The sequence below is a fragment of the Spirulina sp. 06S082 genome, from assembly GCF_034932145.1.
Taxonomy (GTDB): domain Bacteria; phylum Cyanobacteriota; class Cyanobacteriia; order Cyanobacteriales; family Spirulinaceae; genus CCY15215.
On the sequence record NZ_JAYGHV010000276.1, the window covers coordinates 1 to 18,868 of the forward strand.

The 18,868-nt window shown below is 44.0% G+C and carries 11 protein-coding genes and 1 pseudogene; 6 read left to right on the forward strand and 6 right to left on the reverse strand.

Features of this window, described 5'->3' with window-relative positions; genetic code table 11:
• Positions 1-149: pseudogene (locus VB714_RS27495) on the forward strand (IS200/IS605 family accessory protein TnpB-related protein); the annotation flags it as partial.
• Positions 150-478: 329 nt separating this feature from the next.
• Positions 479-3,424: an adenylate/guanylate cyclase domain-containing protein gene (locus VB714_RS16070; protein ID WP_323225652.1), complete on the forward strand. Its 2,946-nt coding sequence runs from the start codon at positions 479-481 to the stop codon at positions 3,422-3,424.
• On the opposite strand, the gene VB714_RS16075 is transcribed toward VB714_RS16070, so the two are convergent.
• Positions 3,421-3,837, reverse strand: coding sequence for a thioesterase family protein (locus VB714_RS16075; RefSeq protein ID WP_323225653.1), 417 nt, complete (start codon positions 3,835-3,837; stop codon positions 3,421-3,423). The genes VB714_RS16070 and VB714_RS16075 overlap by 4 nt on opposite strands.
• 5 nt (positions 3,838-3,842) lie before the next feature.
• A complete protein-coding gene (locus tag VB714_RS16080; protein ID WP_323225654.1) occupies positions 3,843-7,982 on the reverse strand; it encodes a response regulator in 4,140 nt (1,379 codons plus the stop codon).
• Between the two features lie 154 nt (positions 7,983-8,136).
• On the opposite strand from VB714_RS16080, the gene VB714_RS16085 reads away from it, so the two are divergent.
• On the forward strand, positions 8,137-9,705 hold the full coding sequence (locus tag VB714_RS16085; RefSeq protein WP_323225655.1) for an NAD(P)H-hydrate dehydratase: 1,569 nt from the start codon (positions 8,137-8,139) through the stop codon (positions 9,703-9,705).
• Between the two features lie 16 nt (positions 9,706-9,721).
• On the opposite strand, the gene VB714_RS16090 is transcribed toward VB714_RS16085, so the two are convergent.
• Genes VB714_RS16090 through VB714_RS16105 form a run of 4 tightly spaced genes read right to left on the reverse strand, consistent with a single transcriptional unit; the run spans position 9,722 to position 13,248 of the window.
• The gene (locus VB714_RS16090) at positions 9,722-10,309 is read right to left on the reverse strand and encodes a Uma2 family endonuclease (protein WP_323225656.1); all 588 of its coding nucleotides are present in this window, start codon (positions 10,307-10,309) and stop codon (positions 9,722-9,724) included.
• Positions 10,310-10,342: 33 nt separating this feature from the next.
• On the reverse strand, positions 10,343-11,146 hold the full coding sequence (locus tag VB714_RS16095) for a hypothetical protein (RefSeq protein ID WP_323225657.1): 804 nt from the start codon (positions 11,144-11,146) through the stop codon (positions 10,343-10,345).
• A 45-nt stretch (positions 11,147-11,191) separates the two neighbouring features.
• Positions 11,192-11,620 carry a deaminase domain-containing protein gene (locus VB714_RS16100; protein WP_323225658.1) on the reverse strand — a complete coding sequence of 143 codons (429 nt, stop codon included), beginning with the start codon at positions 11,618-11,620 and terminating at the stop codon, positions 11,192-11,194.
• Positions 11,617-13,248, reverse strand: coding sequence for an AAA family ATPase (locus tag VB714_RS16105; RefSeq protein ID WP_416309708.1), 1,632 nt, complete (start codon positions 13,246-13,248; stop codon positions 11,617-11,619). The genes VB714_RS16100 and VB714_RS16105 overlap by 4 nt, the downstream gene beginning before the upstream one ends.
• A 204-nt stretch (positions 13,249-13,452) precedes the next feature.
• Here VB714_RS16105 and VB714_RS16110 point away from each other — a divergent pair, with 204 nt between their 5' ends.
• From VB714_RS16110 to groL, 3 genes are all read left to right on the forward strand, one after another.
• Entirely contained in the window at positions 13,453-15,663 is a 2,211-nt protein-coding gene (locus tag VB714_RS16110) for an ATP-binding protein (RefSeq protein WP_323225660.1), read from the forward strand.
• Positions 15,664-15,697: 34 nt separating this feature from the next.
• Positions 15,698-16,873, forward strand: coding sequence for a M20 family metallopeptidase (locus VB714_RS16115; RefSeq protein WP_323225661.1), 1,176 nt, complete (start codon positions 15,698-15,700; stop codon positions 16,871-16,873).
• Positions 16,874-17,121: 248 nt separating this feature from the next.
• A complete protein-coding gene (gene groL, locus VB714_RS16120; protein ID WP_323225662.1) occupies positions 17,122-18,792 on the forward strand; it encodes a chaperonin GroEL in 1,671 nt (556 codons plus the stop codon).
• The last annotated feature ends 76 nt before the right edge of the window (positions 18,793-18,868 follow it).

The following is an 18,868-nucleotide window of genomic DNA, read 5'->3' on the forward strand; positions in this document are numbered from 1 at the left end:
TAAACGCGAGTTATAATATTGGCGCGAGATATTGGTATTGTGTATTAATAGGCGACAAAAACTTTTCCAGAGTGTATGTGGGCAAAAGTTCCGACTGCACGCTGAGAACGCCAGTTGTTCTGGGAACACTACGGAATTTCCGTAGCTGAAAGAATCCCCAACCATAATCTTTGATTTGGTTGGGGAGCGTTCAACAATGGTAAGTCAAAAAATGTTCTCCCGCAAGATTGGGAGAGTATTTTAATAGCTGACTTCGATGCTGGGGCGATCGCCTTCTCAAATAGATATCCGATAACTGCAAAAGATTTACCTCCCTTCGCTACACTGTGGAAAGAATATCGATCGGGAATCTTAAAGAATGGGTGTAGAGCCTTGTAAGTGTCCGGGATACACTAGGACAAGATTGAGAAATTACTTGAGCATTACTTCTCCTTGAGGGAAAGAAACTTTGATAATGCCAAATTCGCACGAATTTTCAATGACTACGCCAGAAATTGAGCCAGCTCAAGAAAATATTTTAGTGGTTGACGATACCCCCGCCAACCTACGCTTGTTGGTGACAATGCTCAAAAAGCAAGGTTATGAAGTTCGCCCGACCCTAAACGGTAAAATCGCCCTGTCTGCTGCTCGTGCGATACCACCAGACTTAGTTTTGCTCGATATTATGATGCCGGAAATGGACGGCTATGAAGTTTGTCGCCGTCTTAAAGCCGACGATCGCACCAAAGATGTTCCTGTTATTTTTCTCAGTGCTTTAGACGATGCTCAAGATAAGGTGAAAGCCTTCGAGGTTGGGGGAGTAGACTATATTACCAAACCCTTTCAAAAAGCAGAAGTTCTCGCTCGCATTACCAATCAATTATATTTACGCTCTCTCCAAAAACAACTCGCCCAACAAAATCAACGTTTGCAGGATTTTGGCGATCGCCTGAAACAGGTACATCGCCTCAACACCACCGCTTATCCTAATTCCACCCAATTATTTGCCGATTATCTCGAGACAGGCTGCCAAATTTTTGGGTTTCCCTTGGCGACGATCGCTCGCATTCAAGGCGATCGCTGTTATATCGAAGCGAGTTGGGGAGAATGGGAAGAGTTAGCCATTACCAGTGACAAGGAAACAGAGGAAGAGGAGAAAGGCCGGAGAATTATGCCTTCTTCTTTTGACCTTGCTGAAACCTATTGTCAATTGCCTTTTAAGGAAAGGTCTACTATTGCAGTCGATCGCGCCGGCAGCAAAGACGAATTGCGCGATCGCCTCTTTTACCAACAATTTAAACTTGAATCCTATGTCGGTACTCCCATTTGGGTCAATCAAAAAATTTACGGCATTCTCAATTTTTATTCCCCCACAATTCGAGAAAATGTCTTCGAGGCGCGAGAAATTGAAATTATCGAATTAATGGTACAAAGTCTCGGTAAATTCATCGCAGCGCGTCAAACGGAATTACAACGCCAGCAAGCAGAAGAAGAAGTTCAGTTTCTTTTAACCTTATCCCAAGCCATCAATAACGCCCCCGACTTCGACAAAGCCCTTGAAATTGCCCTCTGTCAGATTTGCGAAAAAACAGGTTGGATTTATGGAGAAGTTTGGCTCAAAACTGCCGATCGCTCCGCTATCGAATGCAGTCCCAGTTGGTATCGCCGTCGGCAAAATATTGATGCTCAACTCGGGGAGGCGATCGATCTTTTCCGAGAATATAGCGAAGCACTGATTTTATTACCTGGAGAAGAATTACCTGGGATAGTTTGGGAGATAGGTACACCCCAATGGCATTATTTGTCTGCCAATAGCGAAGATCCCTTTCTCCGCTTGGAGACAGCACGACAAAGCGGTTTAAGTGCGGCCTTTAGCATTCCTATTCTGACGATGGAGAATTTTGGCGGGGAAAGAACGCAGGTATTAGCCGTCTTGAGCTTTTTTACCCTAGAAACCCGAGAACAAGATTTGCGCCTTAGCCATCTTGTCAGCGCAGTCGCCGACCAATTAGGGAACAATCTCCATCAAAAGCAAATTGAGGCAGAACAGCGCGGTATGTTTGCCGCAATGACAGATTTGACCCTGATCTACGATCGCTCTGGGCTTTGTTTAAAGGTTGCACCGACCAAAACTGTGAATATTTTGGACTCTTCTGAAGAACTGTTTGGAAAAACTCTGCATGAAGTCATGGATCGAGAGACGGCCGATCGCCTTCTCAAAGCCATTCATACGACCCTAGATACGGGAGAAACGCAACATATTGAATACTATCTCAGCCCCAAAAACCCCCCAGACAATCTCCAAAATCAACAGATTTGGCTCGATGCCAGTGTTTCTCCTTTAGATGAAGAAAGCGCTATTATTGTCGCTCGAGATATCAGCGATCGCAAAGCCACCGAACTAGCTTTACAAACCAGCGAAGCCAAAAATCGGGCTATTCTCAGCGCCATTCCCGATCTGATCTTTCGCATGAATGCAGAGGGAGTCTGTCTCGATTTTGTCAAAGCAAAAGAGTTTGCCAGCGTGATGTCATCAGATATCGAACCCGTCGGCAAAAATGTGCGAGAACTGATTGCTCCAGAAATGGCAGAACGTCAAATCCAAGCTGTCCGAAAAGTTCTCGCCAGCAAAGAACCTTTAAGCTACGAACAAGAAGTGTGGATCGATCGCCGCTTGCAATATGAAGAAATTCGCGTTGTTCCGAGCGGTGAAAATGAAGTTCTCTTTATGGTGAGGGACAATAGCGATCGCAAGCGGGCAGAATTGGCTTTACGTCTGGCCAAACAACAGTCGGAGCGTCTTCTCCTCAATATTCTCCCCCGTTCCATCGCCGATCGCCTCAAGCAAAGCACGGGGGCGATCGCGGAACAATATGACTCGGTGAGCATTATTTTTGCCGATATTGTCGGATTTACTCCCTTGTCTGCTCAAATGTCCCCGATTGAACTGGTGGAACTGCTCAATCAAATCTTTTCCGAGTTCGATCGACTTGCGGATAAATATGACTTGGAAAAAATTAAAACGATTGGAGATGCTTATATGGTAGTGGGAGGACTTCCCGAACGCAAACCCGATCACCTGGAGGCGATCGCAGATATGGCTCTGGCGATGCAAGCAGCTATGCCTCAATTTCATACAACCAAACTCACACAAATTCAAGGGGAACAAACTTTACAAATTCGCATTGGTATTAGTACGGGATCTGTGGTTGCTGGGGTGATCGGCATGAAAAAATTTATTTACGATCTGTGGGGAGATACGGTGAATGTTGCCTCTCGCATGGAGGCTCAAGGGGAACCTAGAAAAATTCAAATGACTGCCGATGCTCGCGCAATTCTTGGCGATCGCTATCACTTTAGCGAGGAACGCACAATTTCTGTCAAAGGAAAAGGAGAAATGACCACTTATTGGCTTTTAGGAAAGAATGAGTCGGGTAAAAGTTAAGATAACTCGGGCAGCACTTCTTGTAGAATAGGAGGTAATTGGCGCATAATTTTTCGGCGATCGCGATCGACTGCAACTAAAGTAACCTGTGCCGTAAGATATAATTCTTTCTGGTCTGGCGATCGGATTTCGTAATCCCAATTGAGGCGAACTCCCTTCAAAGTCAGATTGGCTTTAACGATCGCAGATTGTCCTAATTGTAAGGCTTGACGATAGCGCAGTGTCAATTCGACCACGGGAAGATCGCAGCCTAACTTCACAAGATCGGCAAACTGAATACCGAGGGAACTTAAATACTCAACTCGTGCTTCTTCTAGCCAATTAATATAGTTTCCATGCCAAACAATGCCCGCATAATCTGTATGATGGGGTTGTACCTGAATGGGATAATCAAACCAAAGTTTTTGTTTCATATTTATTATTTATTTTTATTATTTATTCTGTTCTTTAATGTCATTTCCACTCGTTGATATTCTGCTTGAACTTGTGTGAAAAGAGGTTCTGCTCCCACAGTTGTTTCCGATCGCGCCAATTTTTCCAGTTTTGCACAGATATCGGTAAATTGCATCACGCCAAAAGAGGCACTGCTCGATTTAAGGGTATGAGCGTAATATTCAAGTTGCTTGGCATCCTTATGGGCGATCGCCTCTCTCATTCCCGCTAATAATCTCGGACTGTCTTCACAGTAAGATTCAACCAAATCGCGAATGAGACCGTCCGCATCATCACCCCCAATTTCAACTAACTCTTGCCACATCTTCTCATCGATCGCCACCGAGCTTACATCTTCTTCTTCTCGATCGACTGACAAAGATTGAGATTGCTTTTGATATCTTTTTAAGACTTCCACCAAAGTATTAACCCGAATGGGCTTGCTGATATAATCATCCATACCCGCCTCGATACAGATCTCGCGATCGCCCTGCATAGCATTGGCAGTCATAGCAATAATAGTAATGTGACGATTCTCCTCGTCTCGTTCCATCCTGCGAATGTGTTGAGTTGCTTCTAAACCATCCATTTCCGGCATTTGTACGTCCATCAGCACAATATCGTAAGACTGACGTTTTAAGGACTCTAACACCTCTAGCCCATTGGCAGCAACATCGGCTCGATAGCCTAATTTTTTCAGAAGATTGAGGGCAACTTTTTGATTGACGACATTATCTTCCGCCAACAGAATTTTTAAAGGGAGTTGTTCGCTTAACAGAGCATCAAATTGAGAAGAAGACAACATAGATTCTCCCGTTGAGAGGGGCTGAGGGATTAATAGGTTGACGAGAATATTATAAAGCTGGGATTGCTTAATGGGTTTATTCAAATAAGCTGCAAAATTAACCCCCGAGGGATCGCGATCGCCATCAAATTTGCCGATAGAAGTCAACATGACTAAGGGAAGTGCTTGACCGATAGGCATTTGGCGAATGCGCTTGGCTAACATCAAACCATCCATATCTGGCATTTGCATATCGAGAATGGCAATATCAAATTGTTCTCCTGCTTCGAGCCAATGCAGAGCCTCCTCTCCCGAGGATGCCGCTCGGGATATCATGTCAAAGGATTGCGCTTGTAGGGTCAAAACCTTGCGATTGGTGGCATTATCGTCCACGATGAGCAGGTGTTTATCTTCGAGTTGTCCTTTGACATCGCTGTTTTCTGAAAGGGCAACAGGAACAACAATAGTGAACAAAAATACCGATCCTTGTCCCTCTTCACTTTCAACCCACATCCTTCCCCCCATCAGTTCCGTGAGGCGCTTGCTAATGACCAATCCTAGCCCCGTGCCGCCAAATTTCCGGGTGGTGGAGGCATCCACTTGACTGAAAGGCTTAAAAAGACGACTAAGGCGATCGCGGGGAATGCCAATACCCGTATCTTTGACGGCAAATTCAATTTCGCACTGTTGCGATCGCGGGTTGCGAGTACGAACGGAAACCACCACTTCTCCTGCTTGGGTAAACTTGACAGCATTCCCTAATAAATTCACCAAAACTTGCCGCAAGCGGGTCACATCTCCCACGATCGCTTTCGGGGTTTGGGGTTCAAACAAATAGGCAAGCTCTAGCTGTTTCTCTGTGGCTCGAGTGGCGACTAAATCTAAGGATTCTTCCACGCATTGCCGCAGGTTGAAGGGTTGCGCTTCGAGGTCTAATTTACCGGATTCGATTTTAGAGAAGTCAAGAATATCATTAATTAAGGTCAGCAGGGAATCGCCGCTACTGCGAATAATTTCGGCAAACTCTCGTTGTTGGGAGTTCAATTCGGTATCGAGAATTAAACCCGTCATGCCGATCACTGCATTCATGGGGGTGCGAATTTCATGGCTCATGGTGGCAAGGAATTCGCTTTTGGCACGGTTGGCGATTTCTGCTTCTTCTTTTGCTACTCTCAGGGCAGCTTCTGCCTGTTTTTGCTCGGTAATATCCGTCAGGGTACCTACCAGTCGATAGGGCTTTCCTGCTTCGTCTCGCTCGCATTTTCCCTTACCTAAAACCCAGCGATATTCGCCATTACAATGCTGCAAGCGATGAATACCTTCATAAAGCGGTGTTTTGCCGCTTAAATGGTCTTGAATATCTTGTAGGGCGGTTTCTAAATCTTCTGGATGCACGCGATCGCTCCAGGTACTCAATTCATTAGGGAGAGGAGCATCTTCATAGCCCAAAATTCGCATCCAGGAGGGAGAATAATAGACTTCATTGGTAAGAATATTCCAATCCCAGATCCCATCATTGGTTCCAGAGATAGCCAAGTCAAATCTTTCTTTTTGCTCTCGTAGGGAGGCTTCGATTTCTTGGCGACGAATCATTTCCTCGTTGAGATTGTCATTGAGTCGGGAAAGCTCTTGGGTGCGGCTGGTGACTCGATGTTCGAGGGTTTCATTCGCTTGTTGCAGTTCCCCAAATTTTTCGGCTAGGGCTGCAATCATAGATTGAAAGTTACTCGCGAGAGAGCTTATTTCACTGATGCGGGAGTGGGGGAAGCGATCGAGGCTCGAATGTTGCTCGAGTTTTTGGGGTAAGTCTGTGGTAACGGCAGTTAGTTTTTTGATGGGGGAAACTAAACGTTGGCTGACGATAACGGCACTAAAGAGGGCAAGAATAGCGATGAGGAGGACAAAGGCCAAATTTTTGATATAGAGCCATTCCAGGCGATCGATATAGGGTTGTCCTGGAATTTCTACGATCAACGTCCAAGGCAAATCTTGGTCGATCGCAATTTTTTGGATGAAACGAGATTTTCGCCAGCGTACCATATCTGGCAATCCAGGGGTGTCGGGCAGCCATTGCACAATATTTTCGCTATTGTCTACAGAACGTACTTTTCCCTCCTCTCTCAGGTTAAAGGGACTCAGAGGTCGATCGCCTTTGGAACTGACAATAACCCGATTTTGACCGTCTAAGAGGGTAGCTTGCAGGCGATCGTTGGCGAGGCTGGTTTGCAAAACTGTGGCAAGTTCTGCTAATTCTAGGGAACCATAGGCTAACCCGTTCCACTGTTTGTTAATAAGAATGGGAACGCTGATGCCAAGATTAAGGGTACTATTCGCGCGATCGCTATGAGCGTCGGTAAAAAAGGGTTTTAAGGTCGCTTTGGCTGTTTGCCAATTAACTTTTTGAGCGATATTCTGACCAATAACAGTTTCTCCTATTTCATTGCTGATGGGATCTGCCACAATAATATCCCCTTCTGCATTGGTGGCGTAGAGTTTGAGAAAGGAAGGAAAGGCTTGTTTGATTGTCGTCGTACTGTGTTGCAATTCTTCTCGGGGCAGATTTTGCGAGTTTTGAGCAGTTGTTGCGAGGGCTTGTACGCCGTTGAGATACTGTTGATACCAGCGACTAAAATCGGCAATTAAAGGGGTTGATGTGGCTTCTAGTTCGATTTTAACTTCTCGTTCGAGAGTCTTGAGAGCTTCCCGTCCGTTCAAGATGGTGAGCAATAAAGTGGGGAAGAAAACAAATGCAATCAGAAGAATAAAAATGGTTTGTTGAAAGGAAATTCCTCGTTTTAGTTGTGAATTTTTATTGAGTATAATTTGGGTTTTATGAGGGAGTTTCTTGAAGGGAAAATAAGTGATGAGAAGATAGGCAACGATCGCGTTAAAAATTCCGTTAACGGCTTGTTTGAGGGCAATGAGAATCGTACCGTTGATCGAGACGGGTAAAACTGCACCGTAGAACAAACCAACGAGGGGCATCCCCAAGCATAGCCAGTACAAACCATCTAAGAAAACTATATTTTGACGGGTTCGGCGCATTAATATGGCAACAAATAGCACTTCGCAGGTAAAGGTAACAATGGCGTAGGGATGATCCCATGCAAAATAAGTCCAACTACTGGCAATCAGACTGGCGATCGCCCCCCAAAAGATGCCATAAAAGTAAGCAATAATTAAAACAGCAATACTGCCAAATAAAAAATCAACACTAAAAAAAAGGGTCAGGTGAAAATAATTGCCTAAATATCCTGCAACAATCAGCAAGATAAGAACAACGAATGCTGGCCAAGAAGAAGGCAAGCGGAGAGTTTTAGCAATTTGCTTTAAAAAATTCATAATATAGGGGATATTGGTAATTGGTAATTGGTAATTGGTAATTGGTAATCAATTATAACTATTCTATCTTTATTTGATTCACTCATGTCAATTTCTTCCTCTCCTTCCCTATCGGAGTAAAATCGAGAAAAAGTAAATCATTAGGATATCATTCATGCCCTCCAATCTCAGACAAATCGGTTCATTTTTTATTACTTCGCGGGCGATCGTGACCGCAAATCAGATGCGTCAAATTGAAGGACGAATATTTGACGCGGGAATGCCCGTTGCTGCATTAATGGAAAAAGTGGCTGGATTAATTGCTCAAAAAATTATTTCTCTTTATCCGCGATCGCGCTTCGATCGCATTGGTATTTTGGTTGGCCCTGGTCACAATGGGGGGGATGCTTTAGTTGTAGCGCGAGAATTGTATTTGCAAGGCTATGATGTTAGTCTTTATTCTCCTTTTGAAAAGTTAAAAGAATTAACTGCTAGTCATGCTCAATATGCAGCTAGTTTGGGTATTTCTGGCTATACTAAAATCGAATCTTTAGGCGATCGCGAACTGATTATTGATGGTTTATTCGGTTTTGGTTTAACGCGGAAAATTACCGGAGAAATTGCGCGATCGGTGAACTGGGTTAATAACAGTAGTAAACCTATTATTAGCATCGATCTCCCTTCCGGTATTCATACGGATACAGGAGAAGTTTTAGGGATAGCAATTCGGGCAACTCATACCTTTTGTTTGGGACTATGGAAGTTAGCATTTTTCCAAGATCGGGCTTTAGAATACTGCGGTAGTGCATCTCTGCTCGAATTTGGCATTCCCATCGCAGATATCCAGGCAATTCTTTCCGAAAATCCTCCGATCCAAAGGTTAACGGAAACTATTGCCTTAGAAATTCTACCCCTAAAACGTCCTCTAGTTACCCATAAATACAAACAGGGGCATTTACTCCTCATCTGCGGGTCAAAACGCTATGCTGGAGGGGCAATATTAGCAGGTTTGGGAGCAAGGGCAAGTGGAGTGGGAATGCTCTCTATTGCGGTCCCAGAGTCGTTACAGCCGATGTTAGTTTCCCATTTACCGGAAGCCTTAATCATTGGCTGTCCCGAGACGGAAAAAGGCGCGATCGCCTCGTTACCCATTGCTGATTTAGAACAGTTTAGCGCGATCGCCGCAGGACCTGGACTGACTCGGGAATCTAAATCGGCGATCGCGCAAGTTTTACAAGTTTCGATCCCTTTAATTTTAGATGCGGATGGGTTAAATATTTTGTCAGAAATGGCAGCAATTTCAACCCTCTCTCAACGGAATTCTCCCACCATTCTCACCCCCCATCTCGGCGAATTTAAGCGACTTTTCCCCGATATTTCCCCAGAAAATCCCATCGAAGCGGCTCGAGAAGCGGCGCAACAAAGTGGTGCTATTGTGTTATTTAAAGGAGCCAGAACCGCGATCGCCTCTCCCCACGGCTCAATCTGGCTCATTCCCGACAGTACACCCGCCTTAGCACGGGGAGGCAGTGGGGATGTCCTGACGGGGCTAATGGGGGGCTTAACGGCGCAGTTAGCCACCTCTGAGCAGCCTTTGGAGGTAGTGGTGGCAACGGCTGCCTGGTGGCACGCCCAAGGGGGAATTTTAGCAGCAAAAGAGCGCACTGAGTTAGGAGTAGATGCCTTTACCCTGACACAATTTTTATTGCCTGTCGTCAATTCGATCTTGATTACAAATTTTTAAACGTAATCCAAATTATCTACCAGATTGTTGCCAAATCTAATACAAAACCAGGTAAAATATTCTCCCCCGATACAGTTTGGGGATTATTTAATATTTCTACTTCTTGGTTCAATCTATAGATTTCTACTTGTCGTCTTTTCCGGTTGATCAACCATCCTAACTGCGCTCCATTTTCTTGATATTCCTTCATTTTATCCCGAGTGACTTCTAAAGAATCATTCGGAGACATTAACTCGACAACAAAATCGGGACATAATGGTGCGAATCTATCTTGTTCTTCTGGAGTTAGGGCATCCCAACGCTCTATTTTAACCCAAGAAGAATCAGGGGCGCGTCTCGCACCATTGGGAAGCTGAAAACCCCCATTAGAATCAAACACTTTGCCTAGATTATTCCGGCGATTCCAATATCGTAATTGAAAGTTTAAATCAGAATTGCGATCGCTGGTAATACTCCCAGTTGGCGACATAATAATTAATTCTCCTGTCGCTGTCATTTCAAATTGCAAATCATCATTATCATGACACAGTTGCCAAAACTGTTTGTCTGTGAGGTCTATCTTTAATTCTAATCCTCTGGGAAGAAAAATAGTTGATGTGTCCACAATCTTTTCTCCAAAAACGCAACGTTAATTGTTTTATCGTACTTCTTTTATTTGTAATCTTCTGAAAAATCCGATAATGCCCTCTATAAAACTGATAATGTTGTAGTGCGGAACTCTTGCTTGCTTACTCCCTATTTTGTCAAAACGGAGGCGCGTCCAAATAATCTGAATTTTAAGGGATCTTTGTACAATTTTATACAGACTTGCATATCCTTGGATTGTATAAATTGCATTTGGAATTCCCAAACACCACGAAGCAGGAACAACCTCAAGTAGCCACCAATTGAATAAGTCTCGTCTTTCCTGAGAACCCGGAAAGATAGCATATCCTTCTAAACAATCTTCTAACATTTCTATAAGAGCTTCTTTTGCGCGATCGCGATCCAAAACCCGCAATAAATTCTGAAACACATCAAATGCTTCATCAATAGCCTGATTTCCTACAGAAATTTGAGGAAAAAGTTCTGAAATTAAATGTTCAGCATTAAATTGTGATGATGATTTTGGAGTTTGTAACCGATCTTGAACACTTTGAAAAATCTGTTTGGTTCTGGTATCATCAGGTAAATAACTTTTAATCGTTGGTTCGACAGAGTTTGCCAGAATAAGTGCCATCCAAATATAACGGTGATGACTTCTAATAACATCATTGTCTGCAAGAGAATCTAACACGCGATCGATCGCATCTTCAAGAGTAATACTATTCTCTGTATTATCTTCATAAAGTTCTTCGTAGGAGTATTGCCAAACTTTAGACAGGCAATTATACAGAGAACTTGGAACATCAAATGTAGGAGAAATTTTAAGATTTTGAATGGGAAAAGATAAAGAAGTCATAATTCGCAGTTAAGGTCATTTTAGTAAATGGTGACTGGTAAACAGTTAAGGATAAGGATGATCCCAAAAAATTTCGGCAATTTCAATTTTAGGATATTGTTGCTGAAATTGCTCGATAACATTTTCACAACTTTCGCAGGGCTTTCGTTCTGTGTAAAGATATAACTTACCAATAATGTTGCGATCGCCAAATTGCCCTAATGTTTCAGCTATTGCAGAAAAGGCTTTGTATTCAGCATCCGTATCCATGATACGACCGGAATGAGAATCAACAATAGGTTCAAATTGTCCACCTTGCGATCGCGGTTTGGGTTTGGGACTCGGACTTTTTGCCTGAGAGGTTGCACCCGCACAAAATATCGTCTCATCAGCAAGATATACCTCAATTATAGCGACATTTCCTCTGGGAAATTTTTTCTTCAGGTAGAGTTCTCGGAGTAATAGAGCATCTGAACTCATCAACTGCTTTTTCATTCCTCCTCTTGCCATTCCAGTCCTCGTCGCAACATATAATGGCGTAAGGCTTCAGAAAGCTGCGTATCGTTAGAAGCCGTCCTCGCCCCTGCTTCTGCTGCCCAACGTCTTAATGCTTCAATAGGCTTACGGGCGATCGCCGCCAAAGGAACCGTTTCTTCAATCGCGCGAATAATATCATTCGTAGTAAAATCCCGGCGCTGTCCATCGATAATATCAGCAAAAGCATAGTGCATCCCATCAAAAATTGCTTGTTCGATCTCCGCCCCACTAAACCCTTTTGATTGTTTGGCTAATATCTCGATATTAAACTCCCGAATCCTTGCTGGACGTAACTTTCGTAAATGAACTTTAAAAATATCTTCTCGTTCCTTTTGCGTCGGTAACGTTAAAAAGAAAATTTCATCAAAGCGACCTTTTCGCAATAATTCAGCCGGTAAAATATTAACATTATTCGCCGTTGCCACAATAAATACCGCCGCCGTTTTTTCCTGCATCCAAGTAATTAAAGACCCAAATACCCGCCGAGATGTCCCCGAGTCTCCATCACTTCCCGAGGTTAAATTGCCAAAAGCCTTGTCAATTTCATCGATCCATAAGACGCAAGGGGCGATCGCCTCACTAATTTCAATCATTTGTCGCACCCGACTCTCACTTTCTCCCACCAACCCCCCAAATAATCGCCCTGTATCCAAACGCAGCAGAGGTAAACGCCACTCACAGGCGATGGTTTTCGCCGAGAGAGATTTCCCCGTCCCCTGTATACCTACCAATAGCACCCCCTTGGGGTTAGGAATGCCATAGCGCCTCGCTTCCTCTGTAAAGACATCATTACGCATTCGCACCCATCGCTTTAAATTATCCAAACCCCCGACATTTTTCAATGATTCGCGGGGAGTAAAAAACTCTAAGATTCCCGTTTGGCGAATGGCTTGTTTTTTCTCCTCTAATACCTCATCGATCGCCGTTTCATCGATGACTTCTTTGGCTACAAGGTTTTTCCTTAAAATACCTTCAATACGAGTTCGACTTAATCCCTGACAGGCCTTAGACAATTGTTCCCGCGCTAATCCTTCTACTTTAAGTTGTTTCGCATTGACCCCATTCTCAATAAGTTGTTCAATTTCCTCAAGGTTAGGAAGAGGTAGATCGATCGCCGTAATATTTTCGCTCAACTCGGGGGGAACTTCTAAAATATGACTGACGATCGCCAAGGTATGGGGGGTTTGCTTGAGATCCGCCGCCAAATTTTTTAATTCTCTAACCACGGGGGCATTTTGAGGGCTATGGGGATAGCGTAAAATAAAATGAATATCCTTAAGAACAAAAATGCTGGGTGTTTGTATCTCCTGTCGGCGAATGCGCTCTAATGCTCCCATGACTGAATTACGATTAGTATTGTTGTCTGACCAGCCTCTCACTAAATCCCAGATCAAGAGTTGCCGAGGGGGATATAACTCTCTGGCGACGCGATCGAGAATCTTACAAATGGGAGATTCTTCAACAGCCACCAAATAAAGGAGGGGGTAACGCGCTCGAATTGCAAGATCGATTTCGGTAATCAGATGTTGATGAACTTGAGAAAATTGCTCGTTATTGAATTGAGATGCGATCGCCTTTACCGTCATGTTTTTGGCAGAATACAAAGTTCATTCTATCTTAGTCGATTTTGCGCTTCTCGACTCTTGCCAAGGGACAGAAAAAAGCACCAAAATGTTTAGCATTTTGCTACAGTTATTTTTCATTAGATATTGTACTATTGTTTTAGGTAAGGTTTGGGGTTTTAAAGGCTGTATTTGCGATCGCATAATTCACTTGAAGGAAAGAAAAATATGGTTTTAACGTCTCTATCCGGAAAGATAAGGATTCTTTTTATTGAAACCGAGCGAGATATTGTCGATCTTGTCGAAGATGTATTTTTGGCAATTGAAAGAGAAACTAATTTCTCGATTATTTACCGCGAATCACAATCCTTAATGCAAGCTAGACAATATCTAAAAAATAGAGAAGATTTCGATATTATTTTACTCGATCTATTTCTCGAAGATAGTGAAGGAATTGAAACGCTCCAAACTATTCAATCATGGAGTTTCGATCTCCCTATTATCGTTTTAGGTAATGGAGGTACAGAGAAACTTTATGGACAGATTTTAGAAGCGGGAGCGCAAGATTATTTAATCAAAAATCAAGTAGGAAGTCAGCTTTTAATTCGCTCTTTAACTCATGCCATTGAGCGGCAAAAAAATCAAAATGATTTACGCAAAAGTGAAGAAAAATATCGCTTAGTTATTAATTCTATTAAAGAAGTTATTTTTCAAATTGATACCTCGGGAAATTGGTTATTTTTAAATTCCGCTTGGACAAAAATTACCGAATTTTCAGTTACAGAAACTTTGGGAAAATCCGCGATCGCCTACATTCATCCTGAAGATCGCGATCGCTTTACCCAAACCCTGCAAAATAATGCCAAAACTCTACAGTCTTGGGAATTAGAATTTCGCATTATTACCCTATCGGGAAAACAGAAATGGTTAAAAGGAGTCTCGAAACCGGAGCAGCAAAAAAATGGCAATATTCTCTGGGATGGTGTTATTATTGAAATTACTTCGCTCAAACAAACAGAACTAGAATTGCGCCTTTTATTAGCAGCAACCCAAGCCATTAACCGCGCTCGGTATTTTCAAGATGCGATCGCCGTTATTTTACCCTTATTTTGTCAGACCATTGGTTGGGATGTAGCGGAAGCCTGGATTCCTATCGATCGGGGTAGAAACTTACAATCTGTGCGGGGAGGATATATCAGTAAACCAAGTTTTCAAGACTTTCTCGATCGCTCTCAAGAGATTGATTGGGTTCCCAATATTGGCTTTGCAGGTAAGATTTATAATTCTCAAAAACCGGAATGGATTGAAAATGTTTCCTGTGCCAATAAAGAGGATTTTCATCGCCGAGAAATAGCGGGACAATTTGGCTTAAAAGCCTGTTTTGGCATACCTATTCTCAAAAATAAGCGTGTTTTAGCAATTTTAATGTTTTTCAAAACAAGTTCCTTGATTTACGATCCACGTTTGGTAGATATTGTCAATGTCGTGGCGGCACAACTGGGAGAATTTATGCAGCGAAAACGAGCAGAAGAAAAAGCATTAAAGAAAACTCGACAATTACGAGAAGCAATGCACAAACTCAAACACTCTCAAGCTCAAGCTATTCAAAATGAAAAAATGATTGCACTCGGACAATTAGTCGCCGGAATTGCCCATGAAATTAATAATCCAATTAGCTTTATTTACGGGAATATTGCCCCTGCGTTGCACTACGCAGAAGACTTATTAGCACTGATTCATATCTATCAAAAACATTATCCTAACCCCGTGGATGAAGTGGAGAAGATGCTAAAAGATATCGATCTTGAATTCATGGCGGTAGATTTTCTCAAACTTTTAGACTCTATGAAAACTGGAGCAAATCGCATTCAAGAAATTGTCAAATCTCTGAAAAATTTCTCGCGTTTAGATGAAGCCGATCGCAAACGTGCCGATCTCCATGAAGGTTTAAATAGTACCTTAATGTTGCTGCAACACCGCCTCAGACAGCAAGGCGATCGCCCAGAAATTCAAGTGGTGAAAAACTTTGCTTCTCTTCCTGAAATTGAATGCTATCCAGGAGATATCAATCAGGTGTTTATCAATTTATTGAGTAATGCGATCGATGCTTTAGAAGAAAAATGCGGTCAAGGGGTGCAGTTTACGCCTACCCTCACCCTAAGCACTGAAATCGACCAATATCCCAATACCCAACAAACGTGCCTTCGCATTCATTTGTCCGATAATGGTGCAGGAATTCCCCAACACATTCAACAGCGTGTTTTCGATCCTTTTTTTACCACCAAAATTGTTGGCAAAGGAACAGGATTGGGATTAACGACCAGCTACGATATTATTGTAGAAAAACATGGGGGTAGATTGTATTGTGCCTCGCAAGTTGGAGAAGGGACAGAATTTGCGATCGAACTTCCTTTTCAAGCAACAATTATCAATGAATAATTAGTAATATTAGTAATATTAGCAATCATTATCAATGTTAAATCAAATTAAGACTCTTGCAGAAACTCTTGCTCCTCGGCTGATTGAAATTCGCCGTCATATCCATGCACACCCAGAATTGAGCGGTCAGGAGTACCAAACGGCGGCCTATATTGCTGGGGTGCTTTCTTCCTGTGGGTTGCACGTCGAAGAGGCTGTGGGGAAAACTGGTGTTGTGGGGGAATTAAAAGGACAAGGACAAGACGATCGCCGACTTGCGATACGCACGGATATGGATGCGTTACCCATCGATGAGTGTACGAATTTAGAGTTTGCTTCCCGTAAGCCTGGTGTAATGCACGCTTGCGGTCACGATATCCACTCTACTCTCGGTTTGGGGACGGCGATGATTCTCTCACAATTACAAGAATATTTGCCTGGAAATGTGCGTTTTCTCTTTCAACCCGCCGAGGAAATTGCTCAAGGAGCCGGCTGGATGGTACGAGATGGAGCAATGCGAGATGTGAGTAATATTTTGGGCGTTCACGTATTTCCCTCTATTCCTGCCCAGTCTATCGGCATTCGCTATGGGGCGCTAACGGCGGCGGCGGACGATCTGGAAATCTTTGTACAAGGGGAATCTGGGCATGGGGCGCGACCCCATGAAGCCACGGATGCGATTTGGATTGCGGCTCAAATTATCACCACACTACAGCAAGCGATTAGTCGCACGCAAAATCCCCTGCGCCCTATTGTTCTCACTTTTGGACAGATTAATGGGGGTAGAGCGCCGAATGTGATTGCCGACCAAGTACGCTTGGCAGGTACCGTGCGATCGCTGCACCCAGAAACTCACGAAAATCTACCCCAATGGATCGAAGGTATTGTTGCCAGCATTTGCGGTGCTTACGGGGCAAAATATGAGGTGAATTATCAGCGCGTGGTGCCTTCCGTGCAGAATGATGGACTGATGACACAATTAGTTGAAGAAGCGGCGAAGGAAGCCTGGGGAAGCGATCGCGTCCAGCGCATTCTCGAACCTTCCCTCGGGGCGGAAGATTTTTCCCTATACTTAGAACACGCACCTGGGAGTATGTTTCGTTTGGGGGTGGGAATGCCAGGGAAAACCAATTATCCCTTACACCATCCTGCTTTTGAGGCTGACGAAGGGGCGATCGTCACTGGGGTTGTAACCTTAGCTTATGCTGCGTTTAAATATTTTGCATCTTGATTCAGGGGAAAAAATTTATCCTTACATCCTGCTAAAATCACGATTCTTTTCTGGAAAATACGCCAAAAATAGAGCTTGACAAAACTACTATTTTGTGCATCAAAAAACTTCTTTTTGTTTAAAATGCAGTCTTAGCAATCACTTCAGCCGTTTATTGCGGTAAATTGCCCGAGACTTAGCACTCTGGTCAAGAGAGTGCTAAATTTGCTTATGGTAGAAATTATTAGAGATAACGGGACTTAAAGAAAATGGCTAAAATCATTTCGTTTAAAGATGACTCCAGACGTGCATTGGAAAAAGGGGTTAACACCCTTGCTGATGCAGTACGCATTACCCTCGGTCCCAAAGGCCGCAATGTTCTCCTCGAGAAGAAATTCGGCGCACCGCAGATTGTTAACGACGGGATAACCGTTGCCAAAGAAATTGAACTCGAGGATCCCCTAGAAAATACGGGGGCAAGATTAATTCAAGAAGTCGCTTCCAAAACCAAGGATATTGCCGGTGATGGAACCACCACAGCAACGGTTATTGCTCAAGCCCTGATTCGAGAAGGCTTGAAAAACGTGGCTGCTGGTGCAAACCCCGTCGCTTTGCGTCGCGGTATGGAAAAGACGATCGCCTATTTGGTCAAGGAAATCGAAACAATTTCCAAGCCCGTCGAAGGAGACGCGATCGCGCAAGTGGCAACTATTTCGGCTGGGAATGATGATGAAGTCGGTCGCATGATTTCCGAAGCGATGGCAAAAGTAACCAAAGATGGAGTCATCACCGTAGAAGAATCCAAATCTATGGCCACGGAATTGGAAGTAGTCGAAGGAATGCAAATCGATCGCGGTTATATTTCCCCCTACTTTGTCACGGATCAAGAACGGCAAATCGTCGAATTTGAAAATCCCCGCTTGCTCATTGCTGATAAGAAAATTAGCTCGATCTCAGATTTAGTCCCCGTCCTCGAAAAAGTGGCTCGTGAAGGCGTTCCCCTGCTCATTATCGCTGAAGATTTGGAAGGAGAAGCCCTGGCAACCCTCGTGGTGAATAAAGCCCGTGGAGTCCTCAACGTCGCCGCAATTAAATCCCCTGGTTTTGGCGATCGCCGCAAGCAAATGCTCCAAGATATTGCCGTTCTCACCGGAGGACGAATGATTTCTGAAGAAGTAGGCTTAAGCTTGGATAGCGTCAGCCTCGATATGTTGGGATCGGCGCGGAAAGTGACCATTGATAAAGAAAGTACCACCATTGTTGCGACTGGAAACCACACCAGCGATGTCAACAAGCGTATCGGTCAAATTCGCAAGCAGTTAGAAGAAACCGACTCTGAGTACGACCAAGAGAAATTACAAGAACGCATTGCCAAACTTGCCGGCGGTGTTGCAGTAATTAAAGTAGGAGCCGCCACGGAAACCGAACTCAAAGATCGCAAACTCCGCATCGAAGATGCCCTCAACGCTACAAAAGCGGCGGTTGAGGAAGGTATCGTCCCTGGAGGTGGCACCACCTTAATTCGCCTCTCTGCTAAAGTGGCTGATTTTAAAAATAGCCTCAGCAACGAGGAAGAAAAAGTGGCGGCGGATATTGTCACCCGCGCCCTGGAAGAACCTTTACGCCAACTGGCTACTAACGCCGGAGTGGAAGGCTCTGTTGTCGTGGAAAAAGTCCGTAACAGCGACTTTAACATGGGTTACAACGCCATGACGAACACCTACGAAGACATGATCGCGGCGGGAATTATTGACCCTGCTAAGGTCGTTCGTTCTGCTCTGCAAAATGCAGGTTCGATCGCGGGAATGGTTCTCACTACTGAAGCCTTAGTGGTTGAGAAACCCGAACCCGCTTCTGCAATGCCTGCTGGGGATCCCGGCATGGGTGGCATGGGCGGCATGGGCGGCATGGGTGGCATGGGCGGCATGGGTATGATGTAGAACCCATCCCCTTGAGGATAATATTGTGATGCCAGTGAGGTTCTCTCCCGTTAACCTTTCAGGTCTAACGGGAGCT

What these genes read in the sequence shown, in the direction of transcription:
- VB714_RS16070 (WP_323225652.1), top strand. Translation starts at nt 479, where the DNA reads ATGACTACGCCAGAAATTGAGCCAGCTCAAGAAAATATTTTAGTGGTT.
- VB714_RS16075 (WP_323225653.1), bottom strand. Translation starts at nt 3,837, where the DNA reads ATGAAACAAAAACTTTGGTTTGATTATCCCATTCAGGTACAACCCCAT.
- VB714_RS16080 (WP_323225654.1), bottom strand. Translation starts at nt 7,982, where the DNA reads ATGAATTTTTTAAAGCAAATTGCTAAAACTCTCCGCTTGCCTTCTTCT.
- VB714_RS16085 (WP_323225655.1), top strand. Translation starts at nt 8,137, where the DNA reads ATGCCCTCCAATCTCAGACAAATCGGTTCATTTTTTATTACTTCGCGG.
- VB714_RS16095 (WP_323225657.1), bottom strand. Translation starts at nt 11,146, where the DNA reads ATGACTTCTTTATCTTTTCCCATTCAAAATCTTAAAATTTCTCCTACA.
- VB714_RS16100 (WP_323225658.1), bottom strand. Translation starts at nt 11,620, where the DNA reads ATGAAAAAGCAGTTGATGAGTTCAGATGCTCTATTACTCCGAGAACTC.
- VB714_RS16105 (WP_416309708.1), bottom strand. Translation starts at nt 13,248, where the DNA reads ATGACGGTAAAGGCGATCGCATCTCAATTCAATAACGAGCAATTTTCT.
- VB714_RS16110 (WP_323225660.1), top strand. Translation starts at nt 13,453, where the DNA reads ATGGTTTTAACGTCTCTATCCGGAAAGATAAGGATTCTTTTTATTGAA.
- VB714_RS16115 (WP_323225661.1), top strand. Translation starts at nt 15,698, where the DNA reads ATGTTAAATCAAATTAAGACTCTTGCAGAAACTCTTGCTCCTCGGCTG.
- groL (WP_323225662.1), top strand. Translation starts at nt 17,122, where the DNA reads ATGGCTAAAATCATTTCGTTTAAAGATGACTCCAGACGTGCATTGGAA.